25 protein-coding genes are annotated in these 26,938 nt (G+C 73.3%); 8 read left to right on the top strand and 17 right to left on the bottom strand.

Features of this window, described 5'->3' with window-relative positions:
- Positions 1–3: 3 nt before the first annotated feature.
- The 13 genes from ACFQ11_RS08970 to arcC all read right to left on the bottom strand — a co-directional run bounded on the left by ACFQ11_RS08970 (position 4) and on the right by arcC (position 12,017).
- Positions 4–672 (bottom strand): response regulator, encoded by a 669-nt coding sequence (locus ACFQ11_RS08970; protein WP_378297521.1) that lies wholly within the window; start codon positions 670–672, stop codon positions 4–6.
- Positions 672–1,886, bottom strand: a complete 1,215-nt coding sequence (locus ACFQ11_RS08965) for a sensor histidine kinase (protein ID WP_378297520.1) — start codon at positions 1,884–1,886, stop codon at positions 672–674. The genes ACFQ11_RS08970 and ACFQ11_RS08965 overlap by 1 nt, the downstream gene beginning before the upstream one ends.
- Positions 1,887–2,021: 135 nt before the next feature.
- Positions 2,022–2,405, bottom strand: a complete 384-nt coding sequence (locus ACFQ11_RS08960) for a metal-sulfur cluster assembly factor (protein ID WP_378297519.1) — start codon at positions 2,403–2,405, stop codon at positions 2,022–2,024.
- The gene (gene sufU / locus ACFQ11_RS08955; RefSeq protein WP_378297518.1) at positions 2,402–2,860 is read right to left on the bottom strand and encodes a Fe-S cluster assembly sulfur transfer protein SufU; all 459 of its coding nucleotides are present in this window, start codon (positions 2,858–2,860) and stop codon (positions 2,402–2,404) included. The genes ACFQ11_RS08960 and sufU overlap by 4 nt, the downstream gene beginning before the upstream one ends.
- Before the next feature lie 42 nt (positions 2,861–2,902).
- Positions 2,903–4,165, bottom strand: a complete 1,263-nt coding sequence (locus ACFQ11_RS08950; protein WP_378297517.1) for a cysteine desulfurase — start codon at positions 4,163–4,165, stop codon at positions 2,903–2,905.
- Complete coding sequence (gene sufC / locus ACFQ11_RS08945) at positions 4,162–4,929, bottom strand: Fe-S cluster assembly ATPase SufC (RefSeq protein WP_378297516.1); 768 nt, start codon at positions 4,927–4,929, stop codon at positions 4,162–4,164. The genes ACFQ11_RS08950 and sufC overlap by 4 nt, the downstream gene beginning before the upstream one ends.
- 15 nt (positions 4,930–4,944) lie before the next feature.
- Positions 4,945–5,262: a bifunctional 3-phenylpropionate/cinnamic acid dioxygenase ferredoxin subunit gene (locus ACFQ11_RS08940; protein ID WP_378297515.1), complete on the bottom strand. Its 318-nt coding sequence runs from the start codon at positions 5,260–5,262 to the stop codon at positions 4,945–4,947.
- A complete protein-coding gene (gene sufD / locus ACFQ11_RS08935) occupies positions 5,259–6,398 on the bottom strand; it encodes a Fe-S cluster assembly protein SufD (protein WP_378297514.1) in 1,140 nt (379 codons plus the stop codon). The genes ACFQ11_RS08940 and sufD overlap by 4 nt, the downstream gene beginning before the upstream one ends.
- Entirely contained in the window at positions 6,398–7,810 is a 1,413-nt protein-coding gene (gene sufB, locus ACFQ11_RS08930) for a Fe-S cluster assembly protein SufB (protein WP_378297513.1), read from the bottom strand. Before sufB ends, sufD begins: the two co-directional genes overlap by 1 nt.
- On the bottom strand, positions 7,807–8,628 hold the full coding sequence (locus ACFQ11_RS08925) for a helix-turn-helix transcriptional regulator (protein WP_378297512.1): 822 nt from the start codon (positions 8,626–8,628) through the stop codon (positions 7,807–7,809). The genes sufB and ACFQ11_RS08925 overlap by 4 nt, the downstream gene beginning before the upstream one ends.
- Before the next feature lie 109 nt (positions 8,629–8,737).
- On the bottom strand, positions 8,738–9,631 hold the full coding sequence (locus ACFQ11_RS08920) for a universal stress protein (protein ID WP_378297511.1): 894 nt from the start codon (positions 9,629–9,631) through the stop codon (positions 8,738–8,740).
- Entirely contained in the window at positions 9,628–11,085 is a 1,458-nt protein-coding gene (locus tag ACFQ11_RS08915) for an amino acid permease (RefSeq protein WP_378297510.1), read from the bottom strand. The genes ACFQ11_RS08920 and ACFQ11_RS08915 overlap by 4 nt, the downstream gene beginning before the upstream one ends.
- The gene (gene arcC, locus ACFQ11_RS08910; protein ID WP_378297509.1) at positions 11,082–12,017 is read right to left on the bottom strand and encodes a carbamate kinase; all 936 of its coding nucleotides are present in this window, start codon (positions 12,015–12,017) and stop codon (positions 11,082–11,084) included. The genes ACFQ11_RS08915 and arcC overlap by 4 nt, the downstream gene beginning before the upstream one ends.
- A gap of 150 nt (positions 12,018–12,167) precedes the next feature.
- On the opposite strand from arcC, the gene ACFQ11_RS08905 reads away from it, so the two are divergent.
- The 5 genes from ACFQ11_RS08905 (at position 12,168) to polX (ending at position 17,526) form a co-directional block, all read left to right on the top strand.
- Entirely contained in the window at positions 12,168–13,094 is a 927-nt protein-coding gene (locus ACFQ11_RS08905; protein WP_378297508.1) for an ABC transporter ATP-binding protein, read from the top strand.
- Positions 13,091–13,888, top strand: a complete 798-nt coding sequence (locus tag ACFQ11_RS08900) for an ABC transporter permease (protein WP_378297507.1) — start codon at positions 13,091–13,093, stop codon at positions 13,886–13,888. Before ACFQ11_RS08905 ends, ACFQ11_RS08900 begins: the two co-directional genes overlap by 4 nt.
- A 15-nt stretch (positions 13,889–13,903) precedes the next feature.
- Positions 13,904–14,839, top strand: a complete 936-nt coding sequence (locus ACFQ11_RS08895) for an EamA family transporter (protein WP_378297506.1) — start codon at positions 13,904–13,906, stop codon at positions 14,837–14,839.
- 116 nt (positions 14,840–14,955) lie between these two features.
- On the top strand, positions 14,956–15,768 hold the full coding sequence (prcB, locus tag ACFQ11_RS08890; protein WP_378297548.1) for a proteasome subunit beta: 813 nt from the start codon (positions 14,956–14,958) through the stop codon (positions 15,766–15,768).
- 39 nt (positions 15,769–15,807) lie between these two features.
- Positions 15,808–17,526, top strand: a complete 1,719-nt coding sequence (polX, locus tag ACFQ11_RS08885; protein WP_378297505.1) for a DNA polymerase/3'-5' exonuclease PolX — start codon at positions 15,808–15,810, stop codon at positions 17,524–17,526.
- A gap of 31 nt (positions 17,527–17,557) precedes the next feature.
- Here the strand turns inward: polX and ACFQ11_RS08880 are convergent, their stop codons facing one another.
- From ACFQ11_RS08880 to ACFQ11_RS08865, 4 genes are all read right to left on the bottom strand, one after another.
- A complete protein-coding gene (locus tag ACFQ11_RS08880; protein ID WP_378297504.1) occupies positions 17,558–17,707 on the bottom strand; it encodes a hypothetical protein in 150 nt (49 codons plus the stop codon).
- Between the two features lie 80 nt (positions 17,708–17,787).
- Entirely contained in the window at positions 17,788–18,774 is a 987-nt protein-coding gene (locus ACFQ11_RS08875) for a COX15/CtaA family protein (protein WP_378297503.1), read from the bottom strand.
- A 62-nt stretch (positions 18,775–18,836) separates the two neighbouring features.
- Positions 18,837–20,045 carry a PrsW family intramembrane metalloprotease gene (locus ACFQ11_RS08870; RefSeq protein WP_378297502.1) on the bottom strand — a complete coding sequence of 403 codons (1,209 nt, stop codon included), beginning with the start codon at positions 20,043–20,045 and terminating at the stop codon, positions 18,837–18,839.
- A 108-nt stretch (positions 20,046–20,153) separates the two neighbouring features.
- Positions 20,154–21,089, bottom strand: coding sequence for a heme o synthase (locus ACFQ11_RS08865; protein ID WP_378297547.1), 936 nt, complete (start codon positions 21,087–21,089; stop codon positions 20,154–20,156).
- 837 nt (positions 21,090–21,926) lie between these two features.
- Here ACFQ11_RS08865 and tkt point away from each other — a divergent pair.
- Genes tkt through ACFQ11_RS08850 form a run of 3 tightly spaced genes read left to right on the top strand, consistent with a single transcriptional unit; the run spans position 21,927 to position 26,836 of the window.
- Positions 21,927–24,002 carry a transketolase gene (tkt, locus tag ACFQ11_RS08860; protein WP_378297501.1) on the top strand — a complete coding sequence of 692 codons (2,076 nt, stop codon included), beginning with the start codon at positions 21,927–21,929 and terminating at the stop codon, positions 24,000–24,002.
- A gap of 45 nt (positions 24,003–24,047) precedes the next feature.
- The gene (tal, locus tag ACFQ11_RS08855) at positions 24,048–25,163 is read left to right on the top strand and encodes a transaldolase (RefSeq protein ID WP_378297500.1); all 1,116 of its coding nucleotides are present in this window, start codon (positions 24,048–24,050) and stop codon (positions 25,161–25,163) included.
- Entirely contained in the window at positions 25,160–26,836 is a 1,677-nt protein-coding gene (locus ACFQ11_RS08850) for a glucose-6-phosphate isomerase (RefSeq protein ID WP_378297499.1), read from the top strand. The genes tal and ACFQ11_RS08850 overlap by 4 nt, the downstream gene beginning before the upstream one ends.
- Positions 26,837–26,938 lie beyond the last annotated feature (102 nt).

Here is a 26,938-nt window from a genome sequence, read left to right as displayed (position 1 = left end):
AGGTCAGCCTGGATCCCGGTGGCCGCCGGGGTCCGCCAGGTCGCCGGCGGCGGTCTCCTGCGCGAGGATGGCCGCCTGGACCCGGCTGCGCAGCCCGAGTTTCGCCAGGATGCGGCTGACGTGCGTCTTCGTGGTGGTCTCGGCCATGTCGAGGCGCGCCGCGATCTCCCCGTTCGACATGCCCTCGCCCAGGCACCGGAACACGTCCCGCTCGCGGGGCGTGAGCTCCGCCAGCCCCGGCACGGGTTCCGGCGCCGCCGGGCGCGCGGCGAACGCGCCGATCAGCCGCCGGGTCACCTTCGGCGCGATGACGCCCTCCCCCGCCGCCACCGTGCGCACCGCGTCGACGAGCCGGTCGGCGTCGACGTCCTTGAGCAGGAAGCCGGCCGCGCCCGCCCGCAGCGCGCCGAACACGTACTCGTCCACGTCGAACGTCGTGAGCACGAGCACGTCGGTGAACCCGGCGATCTCCCGGGTGGCGCGGATCCCGTCCAGCCGCGGCATGCGCACGTCCATCAGCACCACGTCCGGGCGCAGCTCGCGGGCCAGTTCGACCGCCCGCTCCCCGTCGGCGGCCTCGCCGACGACCCGCACGCCCGGCGCGGCGCCCAGGATCAGGACCAGCCCGGCGCGCACCGCCGCCTGGTCGTCGGCCACCAGCACCTCGATCATCAGGTCGTCTCCTTCTCGGCGACCGGGTCCACGGGCAGCTCGGCGCGCACCCGCCAGCGGGAGCCGTCCGGCCCCGGCCAGGGCCCCGCGTCGAACCGCCCGCCCAGCAGCGTCGCGCGCTCCCTCATCCCGATCAGTCCGCTGCCGGTCCCCGGCAGCCGCGCGCCGTCCGCCCCGAGCGGGCTCAGCACGTCGATCGTCAGGCCGGGCCGCCCGTACTCGACCGTCACGTCGGCGCGGCCGGGACCGGCGTGCTTGAGCGCGTTCGTCAGCGCCTCCTGCACGATCCGGTACGCGGCCAGTTCCACCGCCGCCGGCAGCTCGGGCGGCCGCCCCACGATCTGCAGCCGGGCCGACAGGTCGTCGCGCGACGTGCGCGCCACCAGCCGCCCCAACTCCGACAGCCGCGGCTGCGCGGGCGGATCGGCCCCGCCGGCGTCGCCGTCGCCGTCGCCGTCGCGCAGCAGCCCGATCATCCGGCGCATCTCGGCGAGCCCCTGGACGCTGTTCTCGCGGATCACCTCCAGGGACCGCTCCAGCGTCTCCCGGTCCAGGTCGCGGACCTTCAGGACGGCCGACGAGTGCAGCGCCACGGCGCTCAGGTGGTTCGCGACGACGTCGTGCAGTTCCCGCGCCATCCGGGCCCGCTCGGCGCCGACCGCGGCGCGCCGGTCCAGCTCGGCGAGCCGCGCGACCTGCTCGGCGCGCTGCCGCTCCGCCTCCGCCCGGAAGCGGTGCTCGCGGACCGCCATCGCGGTGAGCACCGGCGCGACCCAGGTGATCCCCGCGACCGCGCCCAGCAGCACCGCGACGGAGACGCCGCCCAGCAGGAGGCCCACCGCCACCGTGACGGCCAGGGTCGCCGCGATCGTCACCCCGAGGAGCCACTCGGCCGTCCGCCGCCGCCCGTACAGGCTCGCCGCGTACAACGCGTCCCCGTAGATCATCAGTGTGGCGATGCTCGGCCCCATCGCGACGTCGACGAAGTTGAAGGGCGTCGCCACCGCCAGTCCCGTGAGCGGCGCCGTCCGCCGCAGCAGCATCGCGGCGCACAGGCCCGCCAGCGGCACGCACCGCAGGGCCAGGGAGGGCAGCCACGCGTCCGCCCACTTCACATAGCCGTCCGCGAGGATCATCAGTCCGCCGCCGACCAGCGCGGCCGCGGCGATGAGCGCGTCCTGCGGTGTGGTGAGGCGACGGGCGGACGACTTCATGCCCCCTATCTCAGCACCTCCCGGACCGCGCCGCGTCCGCCCCTGTGAGGGCCGCGCGTACATCCTTCGGAGGACCCGCGAACGCGCGAAGGCCGCGGCCCCGGAGCGGGGCGCGGCCTTCGGGCGCGGCTCTCGTCAGACGTTGAAGCCGAGGGCGCGGAGCTGGTCGCGGCCCTCTTCGGTGATCTTGTCGGGGCCCCACGGCGGCAGCCACACCCAGTTGATCTTGACGTCCTGCACCAGGCCCTCCAGGGCGCTGTGCGCCTGGTCCTCGATCACGTCGGTGAGCGGGCAGGCGGCGCTGGTCAGCGTCATGTCCAGGGTGGCGACGCCGCCGTCGAGGTTCACGCCGTACACCAGGCCCAGGTCGACGACGTTGATGCCGAGTTCGGGGTCGACGACGTCCTTGAGGGCCTCGAGCACCTCCTCCTCGGCGGCGGTGCCGGCCACGGCGGCGGTGCCGGCCTCGGCGGCCTCGGTGTTCTCGGTCGTCTCGGCGGTCTCGGTCGTCTCGCTCATGATGCCTCTCCCAGTGCGCGGGCGGTCGCGTCCTTCCACGCCATCCAGGCGAGGAGGGCGCACTTGATCCGGGCGGGGTACTTCGACACCCCGGCGAAGGCGACGGCGTCCTCGAGGACGTCCTCGTCCGGTTCGACGTCCTGGCCTCGCGACTGCATCAGCGCCAGGAACTCGTCGCCGACCTCCATGGCCTGCTTGACCGATTTGCCGATCAGCAGGTCGGACATCACCGAGGCGCTGGCCTGGCTGATCGAGCAGCCCATGGCGTCGTAGGAGACGTCCGCCACCGTGGCGTCCCGGCCGTCGCCGTCCAGGTGGACGCGCAGCGTCACCTCGTCGCCGCACGTGGGGTTGACGTGGTGGGCCTCACCCTCGTACGGCTCCCGCAAACCTTTGTGCAGGGGATTGCGGTAGTGGTCCAGGATGACCTCCTGGTACATCGCCTCCAGCTGCATGTCGTCCTTTCCAAGCCTTTCTGGCTACAACCGGGGCGGCCCTCAGGCTGTTCCGAAGAACTTCTGCGCGCGCCGCACCCCGTCGGCGAGCGCGTCCACGTCGGCGAGGGTGTTGTACAGGTAGAACGTCGCCCGGGTGGTCGCGGGGATGCCGAACCTGCGGCAGATCGGCCACGCGCAGTGGTGCCCGACGCGGACCTCGACGCCGAGGTCGTCCAGGACCTGCCCGACGTCGTGCGGGTGGATGTCCTCGACGGTGAACGACACGGCCCCGCCGCGCGCCTCGGTGGTCCCGGGCCCGATGATCCGGACGCCGGGGATCTCCGAGAGCTGCTCCAGCGCATAGCCGACGAGGGCCTCCTCGTGCGCGTGGACCCGGTCCATCCCGATGTCGGCGAGGTAGTCGCAGGCCGCGCCGAGCCCGATGGCCTGCGCGGTCATCGGGACGCCGGCCTCGAACCGCTGCGGCGGCGGCATGAACGTGGACGACTCCATGTGCACGACCTCGATCATGGAACCGCCGGTGATGAACGGCGGCATGGCCTCGAGGAGCTCGCGGCGGCCCCACAGCACGCCGATGCCGGTGGGGCCGAGCATCTTGTGCCCGGAGAAGGCGAGGAAGTCGGCGCCGAGCGTGCGGACGTCCACCGGCTGGTGCGGAACCGACTGCGCGGCGTCCAGCAGGACGAGCGCGCCGACGGCGTGGGCACGCTCCACGATCCGGTCGACCGGCGTGACGCTGCCGAGGACGTTCGACTGGTGCGTCAGCGCGACGATCTTCGTGCGCTCGTTGACCAGCCCGTCCAGGTCCGTCAGGTCGAGGCGGCCGTCGTCGGTGATCCCGAACCAGCGGAGCGTCGCGCCGGTGCGGCGGCACAGCTCCTGCCACGGGACGAGGTTCGCGTGGTGCTCCATCTCGGACACCACGACCTCGTCTCCGGGGCCCACCGCGAAACGCTCGGCGTCCGGCCCGGCGGTCGCGGCGTTGCTCATCGCGTACGCCACGAGGTTGATGCCCTCGGTGGCGTTCTTGGTGAACACGATCTCGCCGGGCGTCGCGCCGACGAACCGGGCGATGGACGCGCGGGCCTTCTCGTACGCCTCGGTGGCCTCCTCGGCGAGCAGGTGCGCGCCGCGGTGCGGCGCCGCGTTGTGCCGCTCGTAGAACTCCCGCTCGGCGTTCAGCACCGCGAACGGCTTCTGCGAGGTGGCCCCCGAGTCCAGGTAGATCAGGGGCCGCCCGCCGCGGACGGTGCGCTGCAGGAGCGGGAAGTCCTTCTTCAGCTCCTCGGGCAGCAGTGTCATGCCGATGCGCCCGCCTTCACGTACTTCTCGTAGCCCTCGTTCTCCAGCTGGTCGGCGAGTTCGGGGCCGCCCTCGGCGACGACGCGGCCCTGCGCGAACACGTGCACGAAGTCCGGCTTCACGTACCGCAGGATGCGCGTGTAGTGCGTGATCAGCAGGACGCCGGTGCCCGGGGTGGCCGAGAACCGGTTCACGCCCTCGGAGACGACCTTGAGGGCGTCGACGTCGAGGCCGGAGTCGGTCTCGTCGAGCACGGCGATCTTCGGCTTGAGCATCTCCAGCTGGAGGATCTCGTGCCGCTTCTTCTCACCGCCGGAGAAGCCCTCGTTGAGCGAGCGCTGCGCGAACGCGGGGTCGATGGACAGCCCGTCCATCGCCGCCTTCATCTCCTTGGAGAACTCGCGCAGCTTCGGCGCCTCGCCGCGGACGGCGGTGACGGCCGAGCGCAGGAAGTTCGAGACCGACACGCCCGGCACCTCGACCGGGTACTGCATCGCCAGGAACAGGCCCGCGCGGGCGCGCTCGTCGACGCTCATGGACAGGACGTCCTCGCCGTCGAGCGTCACGGTGCCGCCGGTCACCTCGTACTTGGGGTGCCCGGCGACCGCGTAGGCGAGGGTGGACTTGCCGGAGCCGTTCGGCCCCATCAGCGCGTGGGTCTCGCCGTCCTTCACGATCAGGTCGACCCCGCGCAGGATCTCCTTGGTCCCGTCGGTGCCTTCGGCGACGGAGACGTGGAGGTCGCGGATCTCAAGCGTGGCCATGGTGTGTGTCGTTCCTTAGTCTTCGGAGCCGAGCGAGACGTAGACGTCGCCGTCCTCGACCTTGACCTTGTAGGTGGCGACCGGCTGCGTCGCCGGCGGGTTGGTGGGCTTGCCCGTGCGCAGGTCGAAGCAGGACCCGTGCAGCCAGCACTCGATGGTGCCGTTGTAGATCTCGCCCTCGGAGAGGGAGACCTCGGCGTGCGAGCAGATGTCGTTGACGGCGAACACCTCGTCGCCGCTGCGCGCGATCGCGACGGGCGTGTCGTCGACCTCCACGCCGAGCGCCCCGTCCTCGGGGACCTCGGCGAGCTTGCACACCTTCACGTACGTCATCGGTCTCCGTCCCTGACGTCGAGCTCCGCCTCGATGGCCCGCCGGACCTTGTCGCGCACCTCGTCGACCTCGATGCGCTCGACGAGCTGGCCGAGGAAGCCGCGCACGACCATGCGCCGGGCCTCGTCGAAGGTGATGCCGCGCGCCTGCAGGTAGAACAGGTGCTCGTCGTCGAGGCGCCCGGACGCGGAGGCGTGCCCCGCGCCGGCGACCTCGCCGGTGAGGATCTCCAGGTTCGGCACCGAGTCCACGCGCGTCCCGTCGGTGAGGACGAGGTTGCGGTTCAGCTCGTAGGTGTCGGTGCCCTCGGCCTCGGCGCGGATGATGACGTCGCCGATCCAGACGGCGTGCGCGTCGGCGTCCTGGAGCGCGCCGCGGTAGTCGACGCGGCTGCGGCAGTGCGGGACGGTGTGGTCGACCAGGAGACGGTGCTCCAGGTGCTGGCCGCCGTCGACGAAGTACACGCCGTACAGTTCGGCGTCGCCGCCGGGCGCCTCGTACGCGACGGACGGGGAGATGCGCACCAGGTCGCCGCCCAGCGAGATGTTGTGGGAGACGAACCGGGCGTCGCGGCCGAGCCGGGCGTGCTGGTGCGAGACGTGCACGCTGTCGTCGGTCCAGTCCTGCAGGCTGATCACCGAGAGGCGGGCGCCGTCGCCGACGACGAACTCGACGTTGTCGGCGTAGGTCGCCGAGCCGCGGTGCGCGAGCACGACGGTGGCCTCGGCGAACGGCTCCAGGATCACGGTGGTGTGCCCGTAGGCGGCGGCCGAGGCGTCCTCGCCGCGCACCCGCAGGACGGTCGGCGCGGAGGCCACCGCCTCCTTCGGCACGGTGACGACCGTGGCGTGCGCGAACGAGTTCCACGCCTGGGCGGAGACCCGGTCGGCCGGGACGTACGCCTTGCCGATGCGGGCGTCGTCGCGGCCGACCGTCTCGACGGTCACCTCCGGCGCGGCCTCGACGTCGACGATGACCTTGCCGCCGTCCTGGGCGGTCCCGTTGTGCAGGCCGTGGAGGCGGCGCAGCGGGGTGAACCGCCACTCCTCCTCGCGGCCGGTGGGCACCTCGAAATCGCCCAGGTCGTACGACGCCTTCTCGTGCAGCGTCGAGAGAGGCTTCACGTCCAGCCCCATCAGCCGACGGCTCCTTCCATCTGCAGCTCGATGAGCCGGTTCAGCTCGAGGGCGTACTCCATCGGCAGCTCGCGCGCGATGGGCTCGACGAACCCGCGCACGATCATCGCCATGGCCTCGTCCTCGGTGAGACCGCGGCTCATCAGGTAGAACAACTGGTCTTCCGACACCTTGGAGACGGTGGCCTCGTGGCCCATCTCCACGTCGTCCTCGCGGACGTCCACGTAGGGGTAGGTGTCGGACCGGCTGATCTGGTCGACCAGCAGCGCGTCGCACTTGACGGTGGACTTGCTGTGCTCGGCGCCCTCCTGGATCTGCACCAGGCCCCGGTAGGACGTGCGGCCGCCGCCGCGCGCCACCGACTTGGACACGATGCTGCTGGAGGTGTTGGGCGCGGCGTGCACCATCTTGGCGCCGGCGTCCTGGTGCTGGTCCTCGCCCGCGAACGCGATCGACAGGGTCTCGCCCTTGGCGTGCTCGCCGAGCAGGTAGACCGCCGGGTACTTCATGGTGACCTTGGAGCCGATGTTGCCGTCGACCCACTCCATGGTGGCGCCCTCGTAGGCGACGGCGCGCTTGGTCACCAGGTTGTAGACGTTGTTCGACCAGTTCTGGATGGTCGTGTAGCGGACGCGCGCGTCCTTCTTCACGACGATCTCGACGACGGCCGAGTGCAGGGAGTCCGACTTGTAGATCGGCGCGGTGCAGCCCTCGACGTAGTGGACGTAGGAGCCCTCGTCGGCGATGATCAGCGTCCGCTCGAACTGGCCCATGTTCTCGGTGTTGATCCGGAAGTAGGCCTGGAGCGGAATCTCGACGTGGACGCCCGGCGGGACGTAGATGAACGAGCCGCCCGACCACACGGCGGTGTTGAGCGCGGCGAACTTGTTGTCGCCGACCGGGATCACGGAGCCGAAGTACTCCTGGAAGATCTCCGGGTGCTCGCGCAGGCCGGTGTCGGTGTCGACGAAGATGACGCCCTTCTCCTCAAGGTCCTCGCGGATCTTGTGGTAGACGACCTCCGACTCGTACTGGGCGGCGACACCGGCGATGAGGCGCTGCTTCTCCGCCTCGGGGATGCCGAGCTTGTCGTAGGTGTTCTTGATGTCCTCCGGGAGCTCCTCCCAGGAGGCGGCCTGCTGCTCGGTCGACCGGACGAAGTACTTGATGTTGTCGAAGTCGATGTCCGACAGGTCCGAGCCCCAGGTCGGCATGGGCTTCTTGTCGAAGAGCCGCAGCCCCTTGAGGCGCAGGTCGAGCATCCAGTCCGGCTCGCCCTTCTTGCCCGAGATGTCGCGGACGACGTCCTCGTTCAGGCCGCGGCGGGCCGAGGCTCCGGCCTCGTCGGAGTCGGCCCAGCCGAACTTGTACCTGTCGAGCCCTTCCAGCTCAGGGTGGGCTGCCGTAGTCATAGGGGCGTCCTCCCGGACTCCTCGTCACTGGTCAGTGTGCTTGCGGGGGTCTCACCCGCGTCCCCCGGCCCGTCCGCCGGTCCCCCGGCGGCGTCCGCCCCGTCCCCGCACAGGGAGCGGGAGCTGACGTGGGTGGTGCAGATGCCGTCGCCGTGGGCGATCGTGGCGAGCCGCTGGACGGGGGTGCCCAGCAGCCGGCTGAACGCCTCCGTCTCGGCCTCGCACAGCTGCGGGAACTCCGCCGCCACGTGCGCGACCGGGCAGTGGTGCTGGCACAGCTGCTCGCCGCCGCCCGGCTGCGGGGCCTTCGCGGCGGCCGCCGCGTAGCCGTCGCCGGAGAGCGCCTCGGCGAGCGTGCGGACCCGCTGGTGGGGCGGGGCGTCCTGCACGACGGGCCGGTAGCGCCGTTCGAGATCGGCGATCTGCCGCCGGGCGAACTCGGCGACCGCGTGGGCCCCGGCCGTCTCGGCGATGAAGCGCAGCGCGCTCGTCGCCAGGTCGTCGTAGGCGTGCACGAACGCGCTGCGTCCCGCGTCGGTGATGGCGAACCACTTGGCGGGACGCCCGCGGCCGCGCCGCGTCTGCGGCCGGGCCCGGCGTACCTCGATCATGCCCTCGGCCAGCAGCGCGTCCAGGTGCCGGCGGACGGCGGCCGGCGTGAGGCCGACCCGCTCGCCGAGCGCGGACGCGGTGACGGGGCCGTGCTCGAGGATCAGCCGGGCGACCCGGGCGCGGGTGTCGCGCTCGGTCCCGGCCGGAGACGGCACGCCGGACGGCCGTGTCACCACGGCTTCCGCGTTCGCCCGATCCTCGCTCACGTTTTTCACAACATCAGTGTGCCGTAATTCCTTCCCGCGAAACACCGCTTTGCCGATGTCGTGGCTCACGCAGGCAAGGCTTACCTAAGCTGGGCGTTCGCCTCCCGGCTCAGCCCCGGGAGGCGCCGCGCGGGAGCATCAGCACCGGGCGGGGCGCGGAGCGAACGATCTTGCCGGAGCTCTCCCCCAGGAAGACCTTCCGCAGGGGGCCGTGGTGCCCGGACTGGCAGGCCAGGACCTCGCCCGGCAGCATATCCACGGCGGCGAGCGCCTTGCCCACGCCCACCCCGGTCACCGTCTCCGTGGCGATCGGCGCGCCGCCGACGAGCCCGGCGGCGCGGGCGAGGTCCTCCTCGGCCCGTTCCCGCTGCCGCTCCAGGACCTCGCCCGAGTCGCGGAACCGCGCGGCGACCCCGGGCGGCCGCAGCACCAGCGTGAGCAGCCGCATCGGGACGTCCAGGGCCGCGGCCCACCCGGCGGCCGCCGCGAGCGGCCCGTCGGCGTCCCCGCGCCGCCAGTACGCCGCGGTCAGCCGCTCCAGCCGCACGGGCGCCTCCGCCCCGTACCCGCGCGGCGCCAGCAGGACCGGCACCGGCGAGCCGTGCAGGAGCTGGTCGGCGGTGCTGCCGACGGCGATCCGGCCGCGCCGCCCGCGCGGCGCCGAGCCGATCACGACGAGCCCCGCGCCGGTCTCCTCGGCGACCTCGATGAGCCCCCGGCCGCTCCCCCGGTGCGCGTGCACGTGCGGCGCGACGTCCCGCTTCGGGACGCCCAGCTCCGCGAGCCGCGCCGCGGCCGCCCGGACGGCCTCGTCCGCGCGGCCGCGCAGGAAGGCGAGCCACTCGGCGTCCACGGAACCGGGGCCGCGGGCGGGCCACGGCGGCGGATGGACGTTCGCGGCGGTCACCGCCGCGCCCGTGGCGCGCGCGACCAGCGCGGCGAGGACGAGCGCGTCGTCGCCGCGGTCGTCCGGAGAGCAGCCGACCAGCACCTGCGACGTCATGCCCCCTGCCCTTCCCGGAGCCGCGAGTGGCGGCGCCCGTAGGCGAAGTACGCGAGGAGCCCGGCCAGCCCCCACAGCAGGAACACCACCCACGTCACCCCGCCGAGCCCCACCATCAGGTAGACGCAGAACGCCACGCCGAGCAGCGGCGTGATCGGGTACAGCGGCGTCCGGAAGCTGCGCGGCAGGTCGGGACGGGTCCGCCGCAGGACGATCACGCCGACGTTGACGAGCGCGAACGCGAACAGCGTCCCGATGCTGGTGGCGTCCACGAGCCGCCCCAGCGGGACGAACCCGGCGAGCAGCCCGATGAACGCCGCGACGATGACCGTGTTGGCGACCGGCACCGACCGCTTGGGGCTCACCCGCTGGAACACGGGCGGGACGAGCCCGTCGCGCGACATCGCGAACAGGATCCGGGTCTGCCCGTACATGACCGTCAGGACGACGCTGGCGATCGCGATCACGGCGCCGATCGACAGGACGGCCGACGGCCACGCGGCGCCGGTGGCCGCGTCGAGCACGTTCGCCAGGGACGCCTCCGAGTCGCCCTCCCCGAACCGCGTCCAGTGCATCGCGCCGACCGCGGCGAGCCCGACCAGCACGTACACGGCGGTGACGATCGCGAGGGACAGGACGATCGCCAGCGGGAGGTCGCGGCGCGGGTTCCTCGCCTCCTCGCCGGCGGTGGAGGCGGCGTCGAAGCCGATGTAGGAGAAGAACACCTTGGACCCCGCCGCGCTGATCCCGGCCCAGCCCATCGGCGCGAACCCGTCGAGGTTTCCCGACCGGAACGCGGTGAACGCCACCGCGCAGAAGAACAGCAGCACGCCGATCTTGAGGAACACCATGACCGTGTTGGCGGCGGCGGTCTCGGACGCGCCGCGCAGCAGCAGGAACATCGCCAGCGCCACGACGACGACCGCGGGGACGTTCACGACCCCGCCGCCGCCCGGCGGGTCGGCCAGCTCCGCCGGGATCGCGAACCCGAGCGTGGTGTCGAAGAAGGCGCTCAAGTAGGCGCCCCAGCCGACCGCGACCGCCGACACCGACACCCCGTACTCCAGCAGCAGGCACCAGCCGCACACCCACGCGACCAGCTCGCCCATCGTCGCGTAGGCGTACGAGTAGGACGAGCCCGAGACCGGGATCGTCCCCGCCAGCTCCGCGTACGACAGCGCCGAGAACAGCGCGGTGACCGCCGCGAGGACGAACGACGCGACGACCGCGGGACCCGCGAGCGGCACCGCCGACCCGAGCACGACGAAGATCCCGGTGCCGAGGGTGGCGCCGACGCTGAACAGGGTGAGCTGCAGCAGGCCCATCGACCGCCGCAGCTCCCCGCCCGCGCCGCGCCCGCCCTCGGCGACGATCCGGCCGACCGGCTTCGTGCGCAGCAGGCTCCGCGCGAACCCGCCGGCGCCGGAGGCGGAGGGGGCGGAGGGGCCGGTCAAAGCGTGCTCTCCAGCGGCCACGTGGCGTTCGGCGTGACGATCGTCCCGGCGGCGCCGTCCAGGATCTCCGCGCACTCGTCGAGCAGCCCGATCGCCGCCATGTCGCCCGTCCGCTCCACGAACCGGCAGGCGGCCTCCACCTTCGGGCCCATCGACCCGGCGGGGAACTCCTCGGCGCGCAGCTCGTGCGGGGTGGTGTGCGCGATCTCCTCCTGCTCCGGCGTGCCGTGGCGCCGCATCACCCGCGGGACGTCCGTGAGGATCAGCAGGGCGTCCGCGTCCAGGCTCTCGGCCAGCACCGACGCGGTCAGGTCCTTGTCGATGACGGCCTCGAGGCCCTCCAGCCGCCCCACGTCGTTGCGGAAGACCGGGATGCCGCCGCCGCCCGCGCACACCACGACGGTCCCGAGCCGTACCAGCTCGCGGATCAGCCGCGTCTCGATGACGCGCTGCGGGTGCGGCGAGGGGACGACCCGCCGCCAGTGCCCGCCGTCCGGCCGGATCGTCCAGCCGTAGTCGGCGGCGAGCTTCTCGGCCTCCTCCCGCTCGTACACCTGCCCGACGAACTTGGTCGGGTTCTCGAACGCCGGGTCGACGGCCGACACGAGCGTCTGCGTGATCATCGCCATCACCTGGCGGCCCGGCAGCGCGTTCTGCAGCGCCTGCAGGATCCAGTAGCCGATCATCCCCTGCGTCTCGGCGCCGACGGTGTCGAGCGGATAGGGACGGGTCAGGTTCGGGTCGTTGACGCTCTCCAGCGCCAGCACGCCCACCTGCGGGCCGTTCCCGTGCGTGACGATCAGCTCGTGCCGCCGCGCCAGCGGGGCCAGCGCCCGCACCGCGCGGTCCACGTTGGCGCGCTGCGGCCCGTCGTCGGGCGACTCGCCGCGGCCGACGAGCGCGTTGCCGCCCAGCGCGACCACCACACGCATGATCACCACCCCCGGTCGCGCGATTCCCCGGGCACCGGCGGCGAAACCCCGCCGGGCGCGCCCCTCCCGCCCCGACCTGCCCGCCCGCGCCGCGGCCCCGATCCGCCTCCGGGCGCGGAGCGGTCCGCGTCCCGTCCTAAACTCGTGGGCATGACACCCCCGGGAGACGGCGCCGTCGAGCTGGAGTCGCTCGTGAAGCGCTACGCGACGGCGACGGCCGTGGACGGGCTGTCGCTGCGCGCCGCCCGGGGCGAGGTCACCGCGCTGCTCGGCCCCAACGGCGCCGGGAAGACCACCACGATCGAGATCTGCGAGGGGTTCCGGCGGGCCGACGCGGGAACGGTCCGCGTCCTCGGCCTGGACCCGGCCGCCGACGCCCGCGCGCTGAAGCCGCGGGTCGGGGTCATGCCGCAGTCCGGCGGCGTGCCGGGCACGGCGCGCGCCGCCGAGTTCCTGCGGCTCGTCGCGTCCTTCCACGCCGCGCCGCTCGACCCGGCCGCGCTGCTGGAGCGGCTCGGGCTCACCGGGCACGCCCGCACACAGTTCCGCCGGATGTCGGGCGGGCAGCAACAGCGGCTGTCGCTGGCCGTCGCGGTGGTCGGCCGTCCCGAGCTGGTCTTCCTGGACGAGCCCACCACCGGCCTCGACCCGCAGGCGCGGCGCGCTACCTGGGACCTGATCGGGGAACTGCGCGCCGCCGGGGTGTCGATCGTGCTCACCACGCACAACATGGACGAGGCCGAGACCCTCGCCGACCACGTCGTGATCGTCGACCACGGCCGGGTCGTCGCCGAGGGCGCCCCCGCGACGCTCACCGGCGCCGAGCGGCAGCTGCGGTTCCGCGCCCGCCCCGGCCTCGGCCTGGAGGAGCTGCTGTCGGCGCTGCCCGCCGGGTGCGCGGCCAAGGAGTCCCCGGCCGGGCACTACCTGATCGAGGCGGACGTGCGGCCCGAGCTGCTGGCGACCGTCACCGCGTGGTGCGCGTCGCACGGCGTGCTGACCGAGGACCTGCGGATCGAGCGCCGCACGCTGGAGGACGTCTTCCTGGAGCTGACCGGACGGGAGCTGCGCGCATGACGGTCGAGGAGGCGCGGGCGGAACCGTCCGCCGCACTGGACTTCACGCCCGCGCCGGGCGCGGTGCCGCTGCCGCGGATGATCCTGGCGCAGACGGCGTACGAGCTGCGCGCGATGCTGCGCAACGGCGAGCAACTGCTCCTCACCATGATCATCCCGGTGGTGCTGCTCGTGCTGTTCAGCGCCACCTCGCTGCTCGACCTCGGCCCGGGGAGCCGCGTCGACTTCCTCGCCCCGGGCGTCCTGGCGCTCGCGGTGATGTCGACGGCGTTCACCGGCCAGGCGATCGGCACCGGCTTCGAACGCCGCTACGGGGTGCTGAAGCGGCTCGGCGCGACGCCGCTGCCGCGCGCCGGGCTGATCGCCGCCAAGACCCTCTCCGTCCTCGCCGTCGAGGTGATCCAGGCCGCGCTGATCTGCGCCGTCGCGCTCGCCCTCGGCTGGGAGCCGCACGGCGACCCGTTCTCGGTGCTCGCGCTGCTGCTGCTCGGGACCGCCGCGTTCAGCGGATTCGGCCTGCTCATGGCCGGGACGCTGCGCGCCGAGGCGACCCTCGCCGCGGCGAACCTCGTCTACGTCCTGCTGCTTGCCGTCGGCGGCGTGGTGTTCCCGCTGGGCGAGTTCCCCGACGCGGTCCGGAGCGCGCTGGAACTGCTGCCGATCTCCGCGCTGGCCGAGGGGCTGCGGGACGTCCTGCGGGACGGCGCCGCGCTCCCCGGCGGCCCGCTGCTCGTCCTCGCGGTCTGGGCCGTCGCCGGGCTCGCCCTCGCCGCCCGGTTCTTCAAGTGGGAGTGATCTCGGAAGTGACGCATGGCACCGGCTGACGCGCCCGGCTCTCTCGGCGGCGCGTCCCGGGCGCCCGGCCGGACGAGGCCGCTGTCGCTCGGATCCGTCCCCCCGCCCGCGCTGATCCTGCTCGGCATCATCTCCGTCCAGGTCGGGGCGGGCCTGGCCAAGAACCTGTTCGACCGGCTGCCGCCGAGCGCGGTCGTGACGCTGCGGCTGCTGACCTCCGCGATCGTCCTGGCGTTCCTGGCCCGCAAGGCGCTGCGGACCGTCCTGCGGGACCACACCCGGCAGGACCTCGCGGTCGCCGCGGGGTTCGGGCTCGCGCTCGCCGGGATGAACTTCTCGATCTACCAGTCGTTCGCCCGCATCCCGCTCGGCGTCGCGGTGACGATCGAGTTCCTCGGGCCGCTGAGCGTGGCGCTGCTGGCGTCCCGGCGGCCCCGGGACGTGCTGTGGGCGCTGCTGGCGGGCGCGGGCGTGGTCATGCTGGCCCGCGGCGGCGGCGACCTCGACCCCGTCGGCATCGCGTTCGCGCTCGTCGCCGCAGGATGCTGGGCCGCCTACATCCTGCTGACGGCCGCGACCGGCAGGCGGTTCGCCGGATCGTCCGGACTCGCCGTCGCGAGCATCGTCGGCACCGCGGCCGTCCTGCCGCTGGGCGTCGCCGAGGGCGGCGCCCAGATGCTCGACCCGCGGCTGCTGCTGATCGGCCTCGGCGTCGGGCTGCTGTCGTCGGTGATCCCGTACTCGCTCGAGCTGGAGGCGCTGCGGCGGATGCCCGCCCGGGTCTTCGGCGTCCTGATGAGCCTGGAGCCGGCCGCCGCCGCGCTCGTCGGCGTCGCGCTGCTCGGCGAGATCCTCACCGGACGCCAGTGGCTCGCGGTCGTCTGCGTGGTCGTGGCGAGCGTGGGCGCCACGCGGAGCCTGCGGGACCCGCCCGAGGCGCCCGAGGCGTAGCCGCCGCGCGGCGGTGCGGTGGCGACCGCGCGCCCCGGCGTGGAAGGATCGGTACGGGACCACCTGCAATCGACCGGATTGGAGTCCGCGTGATCGGCCGGAACGAGGACCAGGGGATGCCGCCGGAGTACTTCGAGGCGGGATCGGCGTCGTTCGTGGACTTCCTGCGCCTCCACTCCCCCGAGCTGCTGCCCGTCAACCGGGTGCCGGGCGCCGGCACCGTCCCCGACCTGCCGCACGGCACGACCGTCCTGGCGCTGACCTTCCCGGGCGGCGTCATGATGGCCGGGGACCGCCGCGCCACCCAGGGCAACCGCATCGCCTACCGCGAGCTCGACAAGGTCCAGCGGGCCGACGAGTACTCGGTCGTCGCGTTCGCGGGCACCGTCGGGCTGGCGCTGGAGATGGTCCGGCTGTTCCAGGTGGAGCTGGAGCACTACGAGAAGATGGAGAGCGCGCCGCTGTCGCTGCCGGGCAAGGCCCGGCGCCTCGGCGCCGTCATCCAGGCGAACCTCGCGCAGGCCCTCCAGGGCCTCGCCGTCGTCCCGCTGTTCGCCGGGTACGAGGAGCGCACCGGCACCGGGCGCATCTACACCTACGACATCACCGGCGCGCCGCAGGAGGCCCGCGACTACCACGCCGACGGCTCCGGGTCCCCGTACGCGCTGGGGGCGCTGAAGAAGCTGTACCGCCCGGACCTGTCCGAGCGGGACGCCGCGACCGTCTGCGTGCAGGCGCTCTACGACGCCGCCGACGACGACGCCGCGACCGGCGGCCCGGACCGGACCCGCCGCATCTACCCGACGATCGCGGTCGTCACCGACGACGGCTACCGGGCGCTCGGCGAGGACGAGGTGGCCGAGATCGTCGACGAGGTCGTGACGGGCCGCATGGAGCACCCGGACGGTCCCGTGGCGCCGCTGCGCTGACCGCCGGAAACGTCGTACCCGCCTCGTAACATCGACCGTATGGCACGGGCGAACGACGAGGCTGCGGCCCTCATCCAGGAACTGGCGGACCTGCTGTCCATCACGGGCGGCGACGCGTTCAAGATCAGGGCGTACGAGAAGGCGGCGCGGGCGATCGCCGGTCACCCCGACGACATCTCCGGCCTCGACCTGGCCGGGCTGCGCACGATCCCCACGGTCGGCGAGGCGATCGCCAAGAAGGTCCTCGACTACACCACCACCGGGACGATCCGGCAGGTGGAGGAGCTGCGGACGCAGATCCCCGCGGGGGTCCGGGCGCTCACCGCGATCCCCACCCTCGGCCCGAAGAAGGCCCTCGCCCTCTACGAGGAACTCGGCGTGTCGTCGGTGGAGGAGCTCGAGGCCGCCATCGGCGCGGGCCGGCTGCGCGGGCTCAAGGGGTTCGGCGCCAAGACCGAGGAGAACATCCTGCGCGGCATCGAGCTGATGCGCGGCTCCGGGGAGCGCGTCCTCGTCGACGCCGCCGCGGGCGTCGCCGACGAGGTCGTCGCGGCCCTCTCCGCGCTGCCGCAGGTGGAGCGCTGCGAGCACGCCGGTTCGCTGCGCCGGATGCGCGAGACGATCGGCGACGTGGACGTCCTCGTGGCGTCCACCGACCCGCACCCGATCATGGCGGCGTTCGCCGCGCTGCCGCTCGTCCACGAGGTGATCGCGAGCGGCGACAAGAAGACCTCGATCCGCACGGCGAAGGGCCTGCAGGTCGATCTGCGGGTCGTCCCGCCCGAGTCGTGGGGCGCGGCGCTGCAGTACTTCACCGGCTCGCAGGCCCACAACATCCGCACCCGCGAGATCGCCGTGAAGGCGGGGCTGAAGCTGTCGGAGTACGGCCTGTTCGACGCGGAGACCGGCGAGCTGATCGTCTCCGAGACCGAGGACGAGGTGTACGAACGCCTCGGCCTGCCCTGGGTGCATCCGGCGCTGCGGGAGGACACCGGCGAGATCGAGGCGGCCCTCGCGGGCGAACTCCCCCGGCTCGTCACCGTCGGCGACCTGCGCGGCGACCTGCACAGCCACACCGACCTCACCGACGGCATCGCGCCGCTGGAGGACATGGTCCGTGCCGCGGCGGCCCGCGGCCTGGAGTACTACGCGATCACCGACCACGCGCCGAACCTGTTCATGCAGCGGATGACCGACGAGAAGATGCTCGCCCAGCGCGAGCAGGTCCGCGGGCTCCAGGCGTCCTTCCCCGACCTGACGCTGCTGCACGGCACGGAGCTGAACATCGACCCGGACGGGAACGTCGACTGGGACGCCGATTTCCTGGCGGGCTTCGACGTCTGCGTGGCGTCGGTCCACTCGCACTTCACGCAGGACCGGGACGCGATGACGCGCCGGCTCGTCCGGGCGTGCGAGAACCCGCACGTCCACGTCATCGGGCACCCGACCGCGCGCAGCATCGGCCGCCGCCCGCCCGTGGACGCCGACTGGGACGAGGTGTTCCGCGCGGCCGCCCGCACCGGCACCGCACTGGAGATCGACTCGTTCCCCGACCGCCTCGACCTCCCCGCCGACCTGGTCCGCCGCGCCAAGCGCCTCGGGGTGAAGTTCGCCGTCGACACCGACGCCCACTCCGTCGGGCACCACCGCAACATCCGCTACGGCGTCGGCACCGCCCAGCGCGGCTGGCTCACCCCCGACGACGTCGTCAACACCTGGCCCCTCGCCCGCCTGCGCGAGTTCCTCCGCAAGGGCTGACCGGCCGGGGCCGGGAGCCCTCGGACCCGGATCAGTTCGACCGGAACAGGATCCAGGCCCAGCCGACGATCAAGATCACCAGGAGGGCGGCGCCGCCCCCGACGACGAGTTCCAGGACCTTCCGCCGCGTGGAGGGGCGCCGCCGGCGCGGGTCTTCGTACGGTGGCGGCCGTCCCGCCATGCTTCCTCCCGAACGTCAAGGGCGGCTCCCGGGGCCGTCGGCGCCCGTTCAACGCTCCGGCGCGCAGACCGGCCCGGGGATCAGACGGGGCTCAGCTCGGCCTCGGGCCGGCTCGGCGCGGAGGCGTGCAGCGGGCCGCGGTCGCGGAGGGCGAAGAACAGCCGGAAGGCCGCCACCCACATCAGGACCGCCCCGAGCATGTGCAGGACGACCAGGACGGCGGGGACGCCGAGGAAGTACTGCACGTACCCGAGGGCGCCCTGGGCCACGACGAGGGCGAGGAGTTCGCGCACGCGGCGGCGGGCCGCGGCGGGAGCGTCCGTCCGGTGCAGCGCGACGGCCATGACGACGACCAGCCCGCACACGATCCACGCCGTGATGCTGTGGACGCGGGTGACGTCGGTGATCTCGAAGCCGTAGCGGCGGGACGAGGCGTCGCCGGCGTGCGGCCCGGTGCCGGTGACCACCGTGCCGGCGACGAGGACGACGGCGCAGGCGGCGAGCAGGGCCCCGGCGAGGGCGCGGATCCAGGGGGCGGCGAGGGGGCGGGGCGGGGCGTCGCCCTCGCCCGCGCGGATCCACAGCGCCACGCAGAACACGAGCAGCGCCGGGGAGACGAGGAAGTGCAGGCCGACGGCGGCCGGGTGCAGCTCGGTCAGCACGACGATGCCGCCGATGACGGCCTGCGCGACGACGCTCATCGGCTGGGCGAGCGCCCACCAGATCAGGTCCTTGCGGCGCGGGACGAGGCGGAGCGCGGCGACGAAGACGAGCATCCCGACCGCCAGCACCACGAACGTGATCATCCGGTTGCCGAACTCGATCGCCATGTTGACGGTCTCGTGCTCGGGATGCGGGGTGGGGACGAGGCTGTCGCCGGTGCACCGGGGCCATTCGGGGCAGCCGAGCCCGGACTCGGTGACGCGGACGGCGCCGCCGCTGACGACGATGAGCACGTTGCCGATGACGCCGAGCAGCGCGAGCAGCCGGAACGAACCCGCCGTCGGGCGCCACACGGCGTCCCGCGCACGGATCAGCGGGTTGGACGTCGACTCTCGCTTTGTCACGCCGCCCATGCTATGGCCGGCCCCGCGCACCCGTGACACAACCCCCCGCCAGGGCCCGCGGGTCACCGTTTCCGCAGGTCGGGCGGGAGGAAGCCGGACGGGCCGCGCGGGGCCCACGGCGGCCCGCCGGGGGCCCGCGGCACCTGCGGGGCACGCAGGAACGCGTGCCGGGCCAGCGCCATCAGGTTGAGCAGGGCGTCGCGGCGGGTGGTGAACCAGTGCGGGTCGGCGACGCCGCGGTCGGCGCGCTTGTGCAGCAGGGCGAGCTCGGTGGCGGCGAGCTGGTAGTCGACCATGGCGCGGCCCGCGGGCGGGCCGCCGACGGTGCGGGCCCAGCGGCGGGCGGCGCGGCGGGCCGGGATCGAGCGCAGCATCCGGACGTCGGCGGCGGTGACGAGCCCGGTCGCGGCGTACAGCGGCAGGTACGTCTCGATGCGGCGCACCGTGCTGCGGCGCTCGACGGCCACGAGGACGATCAGGCCGACGAGGATGCAGAAGTCCAGCAGGTAGACGGCGCCGAGCCCGGCGAGGCCCGTCGACGCGGCGCCGTTCCACAGGCCGTGCAGGATCATGGCGCCCAGCAGCCCGGCCAGGGGCGCGAGGAGCTGGCCGCGGCGGTGGGTGGCGGCGTAGGCGACGCCGAGGCCGGTCATCGAGGTGAACAGCGGGTGGCTCAGCGGCGCGACGAGCCCGCGGAGGATGAAGACGGCCTGGAGCTGCTGGGCGCCGCCGTCCTCGAACGCCCGCATGTAGTAGGTGATGTTCTCCATCATCGCGAACCCGAGGCCGACCATCGCGGCGTAGATCAGCCCGTCCGCGAACCCGTCGATCTCGTTGCGGCGCAGCCACAGCATGCCGAACAGGACGGCGCCCTTGAGGGTCTCCTCGATCACGGGGGCGCCGAAGGTGGCGCTGACGAAGTGCCCGTCGACCTCGCCGAAGATGGGGACGGTGATGTACAGCAGCCCGGCCGTGTTGAGGACCAGGGCGCCCAGGACGGCGACGCCCGCCCCCCACATGAACGCGAAGACGAGCGCGCGCGGCGGCTCGGGCTCCAGCCGGTCCAGGGCGAGCGCGAGCGCGATCAGCGGCGGGATGGGCAGCACGGCCAGCAGGAGCCCCACCCAGAAGCCGCCCTCGCCGGACAGGACGTCGACGCCGAGGGCGACGACGGCGCACAGCCCCGAGACCGTCAGCCCGGCGATCAGGCCGACCGGAGGACGCCCCGGGATGCGCCCTTCGAGCACCGCCTTCGGGTCCACACGCGCCATCCCGTGAGCGTAACCGGCGCCCGGTCACGACGTGAAGGCGGGACGGTCACGTTCCGTGATCGTCCGCAAAACACGTCGTGCGGGCGCGGGTCGTCAGTGCAGGGGTCGTCAGTGCAGGAGCGGGTCGATGGACACGGCGGTGAACAGCAGTGCCAGGTAGACGTTCGACAGGTGGAAGAACCGCATGGGCCGCAGGTGGACGCCCGTCACCCCGGCGCGGACGGCCTTCAGCAGGCGGTGCCCCTCGGCGAGGAACGCCAGGCCGAGCACCGCCGCGACCGCGCCGTACACGGGGGTCATCCCGCCGACGGGCCACAGCAGCAGCGAGCAGGCCACGGTGGCGTAGGTGTAGACGAGGCTCTCCACGATGACGCGCCGCTCGCCCTTGACGACCGGCAGCATCGGGACGTTGGCGACCGCGTAGTCCTCGCGGTAGCGCATCGCGAGCGTCCAGGTGTGCGGCGGCGTCCACAGGAACACGACGCCGAACAGGATGAACGGCGTCCAGGAGATCTCGTCGGTGACGGCCGTCCAGCCGATGAGGACGGGCATGCAGCCGGCGATGCCGCCCCACACGACGTTCTGCGAGGTGCGCCGCTTGAGCAGCAGCGAGTAGACGAAGACGTAGAACAGGATCGCGAACAGCGAGCCCCCGGCGGCCCGCAGGTTGACCGCGAGCGCGAACCCGGCCGTGGACAGCACCGCGAGGGTGATCCCGAACACCAGGGCGCGGGCGGGGGTGACCTGGGCGCGGGCCAGCGGACGGCGCCGGGTGCGGCGCATCTTGGCGTCGATGTCCCGGTCGATGTAGCAGTTGATCGCGTTGGCGGCACCGGCGGACATGGTGCCGAACGCCAGCGTGAGCAGCACCGTGCCGAGCGGCGGCACGCCGCCCGCCGCCAGGAACATCACCGGGATCGTGGTGATCAAGAGCAGCTCGATCACGCGCGGCTTCGTGAGCGCGATGTAGGCGCGCACGCTTTCGCCTATCGACCGGCGCGCGGCCGGCTCGGCCATCGTCGGCTCGGGGGGAGCGACCGGCATGTGCTCGTCGAGCTCCACCCCGCGCTTGTTACTGAGCACCGTCACAATCGGGTCCACGTTCAACTAGGCATGTGAAATCGCGTACCAACTCGGCGGTGCCCCCGTGTTCGGGCCGACCTCGGCTGGGTGCGACTTTCGGCTTGGCGAATACGGCGGCCGCTCGTTGTCAACCGCGCATTCACTGTAGTCCGACCCCTCCGGAGGTCGTGCACCGGGTCGCCTGACGCACCGTGACCGGCGTGTCGGCGCCCGCCGGCGCCCTCCGCCGCCGCCCGGGGCCGTGCCCCTCCCCTGCCCCGATTCCCCCGCCGGATCACCCCGCCGGGGGGGGGTTAGCGGAAGGGCGATCGGGCAAGGGTGCAGGGAGCGGCCGGGCCCCCGCCGGAGCGTGCGCGCGAACGTCCGGCGGACGTCCCCTGCGGCGGGCACGGCCGATGACGACGGGCACGGCGAACAACGGGCACGGCGAACGACGGGCACGGCGAGTACGGACGAGGACGTGCATGACGATGCGCCTGACGGGGCACCCGACGGGGCGCCAGACGGGGCGCGTGAGGAGGGACGCGCACGACGACCCGCGTGCGGGGAATCGGACGTGCGCGCGGTCACGCGTGGGCCGGACGCCCGCGCGATAGGCTCGAATCGGGCACGGCGTGATCTTCGGCCGGGCGTCCTGCCCACAGCGCACCGCTCCATCCGAGGGGGGCGCGGCGATTCGCCGCACGTCGATTCGCCGCACGGCGCGATCATGTACACAGAGCGGTTTCGAGAGGAGCCTGGCGTTCCGTGACTAGGGACAACAGCACGTTTGAATGGTCTGACCTGGACCGGCGGGCGGTGGACGTGGTCCGCGCCCTGGCCATGGACGCGGTCGAGGAGGCGGGGTCGGGCCATCCCGGCACCGCCATGAGCCTGGCCCCGGCCGCCTACCTGCTCTTCCAGCGGTTCCTGAAGCACGACCCGACCGACCCCGACTGGGTGGGCCGGGACCGGTTCGTGCTGTCCTGCGGGCACTCCAGCCTGACCCTTTACATCCAGCTCTACCTTTCGGGCTACCCGCTGACGCTGGACGAGCTGAAGGCGTTGCGCAAGTGGGGCAGCCTGACGCCGGGGCACCCGGAGCACGGGCACACCTCGGGCGTCGAGACGACCACCGGGCCGCTGGGCCAGGGCATCGCGAACGCGGTCGGCATGGCGATGGCGGCGCGCCGCGAGCGCGGGCTGTTCGACCCGGACGCGCCGCAGGGCGAGTCCCCCTTCGACCACACCATCTGGGCGTTCTGCTCGGACGGCGACATCGAGGAGGGCATCAGCCACGAGGCGTCCGCGCTGGCGGCCCACCAGCGGCTCGGGAACCTGGTGCTGCTGTGGGACGACAACCACATCTCGATCGAGGACGACACCGCGATCGCGCTGTCGGAGGACGTGCGGGCCCGCTACGAGGCGTACGGCTGGGACGTCCACACCGTCGACTGGACGGAGAACGGCGACTACGAGGAGAACGTCGGGCAGCTCGCCGCGGCGTTCGCCGCCGCGCAGGCCGAGACGTCCCGCCCGTCCTTCATCGCGCTGCGCACGATCATCGGCTGGCCGGCGCCGAACAAGAAGAACACCGGCAAGGCGCACGGTTCGGCGCTGGGCGCCGAGGAGGTCGCGGCGACCAAGAAGCTCCTCGGGCTGGACCCCGCGGAGAGCTTCCAGGTGCCCGAGGACGTCCTCGGGCACGCCCGCGCGGTGTCCGACCGGGGCCGCAAGGCGCACGCGGAGTGGAACGAGCGGTTCCAGGCGTGGCGGAAGGCGAACGCCGAGCGGGCCGCGGAGTTCGACCGGATCTCCGAGCGGGCGCTGCCGTCCGGCTGGGAGAAGGCGCTGCCGACGTTCCCGGCGGGCAAGGAGATCGCGACCCGCGCCGCGTCCGGCGAGGTGCTGGCCGCGCTGGCGCCGGTGCTGCCGGAGCTGTGGGGCGGATCGGCCGACCTGGCCGAGAGCAACAACACGACGATGAAGGGCGAGCCGTCCTTCATCCCCGAGGAGTTCCAGACCAAGGAGTTCCCCGGCGGCCCGTACGGGCGGACGCTGCACTTCGGCGTGCGCGAGCACGCGATGGGCGCGATCTGCAACGGCATCGCGCTGCACGGCGGCACCCGCCCCTACGGCGGCACGTTCCTGGTGTTCAGCGACTACATGCGCCCGGCGGTGCGGCTCGCCGCGCTGATGAAGCTGCCGGTGACGTTCGTGTGGACGCACGACTCGATCGGCCTCGGCGAGGACGGCCCGACGCACCAGCCCGTCGAGCACCTGTGGGCGCTGCGGGCGATCCCGGGCCTGGACGTCGTCCGCCCGGCGGACGCGGCCGAGACGGCCGTCGCGTGGCGCACGATCCTGGAGCACCACGACCGCCCGGCGGGGCTGGCGCTGACCCGGCAGAAGCTTCCGACGCTGGACCGGAGCGGCGAGCTGGCGACGGCCGACTGCGCCGCCAGGGGCGGGTACGTGCTGGCGGACGCGACCGACGGCCGCCCCGACGTGATCATCATCGCGACCGGCAGCGAGGTGCCGCTGGCGCTGGAGGCGCGCGAGGCGCTGCAGGCCAAGGGCACCCCGACCCGGGTCGTGTCGATGCCGTGCGTGGAGTGGTTCGAGGCGCAGACCGACGCCTACAAGCAGCAGGTGCTGCCGCCCGGCGTGCGGGCGCGCGTGTCGGTGGAGGCCGGGATCGCGATGGGCTGGCGGACCTACATCGGGGACGCCGGCGAGTCGGTGAGCCTGGAGCACTTCGGCGCGTCCGCGGACTACAAGACGCTGTTCCGGCAGTTCGGGATCACCGCCGACCGGGTCGTCGCGGCGGCGGAGGCGAGCCTGATCAAGGCGAACGTCAAGCACGCCGGGCGCGGCGAGACCACCGGCAACTGACCTCCCGGCCTCGCGGAACTCGATGACGAGGGAGAAAGCGAAGCGATGAGTGAGATTCTGAAGCGGCTCTCCGACGAGGGCGTGTCGATCTGGCTGGACGACATCAGCCGCGAGCGGCTGCGCACCGGCGACCTCGAGGACCTGGTGAAGGAGAGCCACGTCGTCGGCGTCACCTCCAACCCGACGATCTTCGCCAAGGCGCTGAGCAAGGGCACCGCCTACGACGCGCAGGTCCGTGACCTGGCCGTGCGCGGTGTCGGCGTCGACGAGGCGGCCCACGCCATCACCACCTACGACATCCGGTGGGGCTGCGACGTGCTGCGCCCCGTGTACGACCGGACGGACGGGCTGGACGGCCGTGTGTCGCTCGAGGTCGACCCGCGGCTGGCGCGCGACACCGAGCGGACGATCGCCGAGGCGCGGGCGCTGTGGTGGATGGTGGACCGGCCGAACCTGTTCATCAAGATCCCGGCGACCGAGGCGGGGCTGCCGGCGATCACCGCGGCGCTCGCCGAGGGCATCAGCGTGAACGTGACGCTGATCTTCTCGCTGGAGCGCTACGGGAAGGTGATCGACGCGTTCTTCGCGGGCCTGGAGCAGGCGCGGGAGAACGGCCGCGACCTGACGAAGATCGCGTCGGTGGCGTCGTTCTTCGTCAGCCGGGTCGACACCGAGATCGACAAGCGGCTCGACAAGATCGGCTCGGACGAGGCGAAGGCGCTGCGCTCGAAGGCGGGCCTGGCCAACGCGCGGCTCGCGTACGCGCTGTACGAGGAGAAGTTCGCCACCGAGCGCTGGACGTCGCTGAAGAACGCGGGGGCCCGTCCCCAGCGTCCGCTGTGGGCGTCGACCGGCGTGAAGGACCCGAACCTCAACGACACGCTGTACGTGGACGAGCTGGTGGCGCCCGGCACCGTGAACACGATGCCGGAGGCCACCCTGGTGGCCGAGGCCGACCACGGCCAGGTGCGCGGCGACACCGTCCGCGGCACCTACGACGACGCCCGCGCGCACATGGCGGCGCTGAAGGACGTCGGCGTCGACTACGACGACGTCGTGCGGGTGCTGGAGGAGGAGGGCGTCGAGAAGTTCGAGGCCTCCTGGAAGGAGCTGCTCGGCTCCATCAGCGGCGAGCTGGAGAGCAAGAGGGCCGGCGCGTGACGTCGGTGGTGACCGCCGGGGGGATCTCGGTCACCATCCGCGGCGCCGTCGTCGACGAGGGCGAGACGGTCCTGGACCGTCTCGTCTCCGACGGGGTGCCCGGGGCCCTCGCGTCCCGCAACCCGCATCTGTGGGGCCCGGACGCGGCCCCGGGGGCGGCCCGCCGGCTCGGCTGGCTCGGGCTGCCGGAGGCCGCCCGTTCCCTGCCGGCCCGGTTGTCCGGGCCGGCGGGGTCCGCCCGCGACGCCGGTCTCGACCGGGTCGTGCTGATCGCGTCGGGCGGTGCCGCCGTGGCCGCCGAGGCGATCGGCGCGGCCGCGGGGGCTGACCTGACCGTCGTCGACACCACCGATCCGCACGAGGTGACGGGCGCGCTCGCGGGCGACCCGCACCGCACGCTGGTGGTCGTGGCGGCCGACGGCGAGGACGGCGACGGGTACGGGCTCGAGGTGGACGCGCTGCGGCGCGTCTTCGCGGGCGCGTTCCGCGACGCGGGCCTGGCCGGCGCCGATCTCGCGCGCCGCTTCGTCGTCGTGGCGCCGGCCGGGTCGGCCGCCGAACGCGCCGCCCGGGAGGCCGGGCACCACCTGGTCGAGGCCGAGCCGGACGTGGACGGACGGTACGGCGCGCTCGACGCGCGCGCGCTGACCGCGCCCGCGCTGGCGGGCGTCGACGTGGCGGCGCTGCTGGACCAGGCCGCCGCGCTGGCGGGCACGCTGCGGCAGCCCTACGACAATCCGGCGCTGGCGCTCGGCGCCGCGCTGGGCTCGTCCGCGCTCGCCGGGCGCGACAAGCTGGTGCTCGCCGACCACGGCTCGGGGCTGGCCGGCTTCGGGGCGTGGGCGGAGCAGCTGGTGGCGGGGGCGCTCGGCAAGGACGGCCGGGGCCTGCTGCCGGTCGTGGTCGAGGACGTCGAGGCGCCCGGCTTCGATCTGACGCCCGACATGCGGCGCGTCATCCTGGGCCGCCGCCCGGACGAGCCCGGTCCCGGCCGCGAGGCGGGGGTGAGCGTGGCGGGGCCGCTCGGCGCGCAGTTCCTGCTGTGGGAGTGCGCGGTGGCGGTCGCGGCGCGGGTGCTGGGCGTCGACCCGTTCGGCGAGCCGGACGTGCACGAGTCGGCCGAGAGCATCGCGGCGCTGCTGCGGTCGGAGGAGGGCACGGCGCCCACGGTGGTGCGCCGCCCGCCCGTCCTGGTCGAGGGCGCGGTGGAAGTGCACGCCCGGGAGGACGCGCTGAAGGGGGCGGCGACGCTCGCGGGGGTGCTCGAGGCCGTCGTGGAGGCCGCGCCGGACGGCGGCTACCTCGGTGTCCTGGCGTACCTGGACGCCCGCGCCGACGCGGAGGCGGCCGGGCTGCGGCCGCTGCTGGCCGCGCGGGCGGCGAAGGTGCGCAGGCGTCCGGTCCCGGTGACGTTCGGGTGGGGGCCGAGGCATCTGCACACGACCGGCCAGTACCACAAGGGCGGCCCGCGGAACGGGGCTTTCCTGCAGGTCACGGGCGCGGTCAGGACGGACCTGCCGGTGCCCGGTCGGCCGTACAGCCTCGGCGAGCTGCAGCTCGCGCAGGCGTTCGGCGACCTGCGGGTGCTGCGGTCGCTGGGCCGTCCCGCGGTCCGGCTGCACCTGCGGGACCGGGCCGAGGGCCTGGCGCAGCTCGCCGACGCCCTCTCCTGAACGGCGGGGATCCGCGGGACGGATACGGATCGCCCAGGGTCGCGCTACTCTGTCCCGCGCCGCCCTGATCGTCACGGCACAACGGAAGATCAACGGAGATGG

Source organism: Actinomadura sediminis (assembly GCF_042675525.1).
Lineage (GTDB): Bacteria > Actinomycetota > Actinomycetes > Streptosporangiales > Streptosporangiaceae > Spirillospora > Spirillospora sediminis.
This window is presented reverse-complemented; position numbering and strand designations above follow the sequence as displayed.

Excerpts from the sequence above, each read along its gene's own strand:
- prcB (WP_378297548.1), top strand. The coding sequence starts at position 14,956 with ATGCCGCCGGAGTACTTCGAGGCGGGATCGGCGTCGTTCGTGGACTTC.
- ACFQ11_RS08895 (WP_378297506.1), top strand. The coding sequence starts at position 13,904 with ATGGCACCGGCTGACGCGCCCGGCTCTCTCGGCGGCGCGTCCCGGGCG.
- ACFQ11_RS08965 (WP_378297520.1), bottom strand. The coding sequence starts at position 1,886 with ATGAAGTCGTCCGCCCGTCGCCTCACCACACCGCAGGACGCGCTCATC.
- ACFQ11_RS08950 (WP_378297517.1), bottom strand. The coding sequence starts at position 4,165 with ATGACACTGCTGCCCGAGGAGCTGAAGAAGGACTTCCCGCTCCTGCAG.
- arcC (WP_378297509.1), bottom strand. The coding sequence starts at position 12,017 with ATGCGTGTGGTGGTCGCGCTGGGCGGCAACGCGCTCGTCGGCCGCGGC.
- ACFQ11_RS08905 (WP_378297508.1), top strand. The coding sequence starts at position 12,168 with ATGACACCCCCGGGAGACGGCGCCGTCGAGCTGGAGTCGCTCGTGAAG.
- polX (WP_378297505.1), top strand. The coding sequence starts at position 15,808 with ATGGCACGGGCGAACGACGAGGCTGCGGCCCTCATCCAGGAACTGGCG.
- sufC (WP_378297516.1), bottom strand. The coding sequence starts at position 4,929 with ATGGCCACGCTTGAGATCCGCGACCTCCACGTCTCCGTCGCCGAAGGC.
- ACFQ11_RS08900 (WP_378297507.1), top strand. The coding sequence starts at position 13,091 with ATGACGGTCGAGGAGGCGCGGGCGGAACCGTCCGCCGCACTGGACTTC.
- ACFQ11_RS08870 (WP_378297502.1), bottom strand. The coding sequence starts at position 20,045 with ATGGCGCGTGTGGACCCGAAGGCGGTGCTCGAAGGGCGCATCCCGGGG.
- ACFQ11_RS08865 (WP_378297547.1), bottom strand. The coding sequence starts at position 21,089 with ATGCCGGTCGCTCCCCCCGAGCCGACGATGGCCGAGCCGGCCGCGCGC.
- ACFQ11_RS08960 (WP_378297519.1), bottom strand. The coding sequence starts at position 2,405 with ATGAGCGAGACGACCGAGACCGCCGAGACGACCGAGAACACCGAGGCC.
- ACFQ11_RS08880 (WP_378297504.1), bottom strand. The coding sequence starts at position 17,707 with ATGGCGGGACGGCCGCCACCGTACGAAGACCCGCGCCGGCGGCGCCCC.
- sufU (WP_378297518.1), bottom strand. The coding sequence starts at position 2,860 with ATGCAGCTGGAGGCGATGTACCAGGAGGTCATCCTGGACCACTACCGC.
- ACFQ11_RS08940 (WP_378297515.1), bottom strand. The coding sequence starts at position 5,262 with ATGACGTACGTGAAGGTGTGCAAGCTCGCCGAGGTCCCCGAGGACGGG.
- sufB (WP_378297513.1), bottom strand. The coding sequence starts at position 7,810 with ATGACTACGGCAGCCCACCCTGAGCTGGAAGGGCTCGACAGGTACAAG.
- tal (WP_378297500.1), top strand. The coding sequence starts at position 24,048 with ATGAGTGAGATTCTGAAGCGGCTCTCCGACGAGGGCGTGTCGATCTGG.
- ACFQ11_RS08970 (WP_378297521.1), bottom strand. The coding sequence starts at position 672 with ATGATCGAGGTGCTGGTGGCCGACGACCAGGCGGCGGTGCGCGCCGGG.
- sufD (WP_378297514.1), bottom strand. The coding sequence starts at position 6,398 with ATGGGGCTGGACGTGAAGCCTCTCTCGACGCTGCACGAGAAGGCGTCG.
- ACFQ11_RS08920 (WP_378297511.1), bottom strand. The coding sequence starts at position 9,631 with ATGACGTCGCAGGTGCTGGTCGGCTGCTCTCCGGACGACCGCGGCGAC.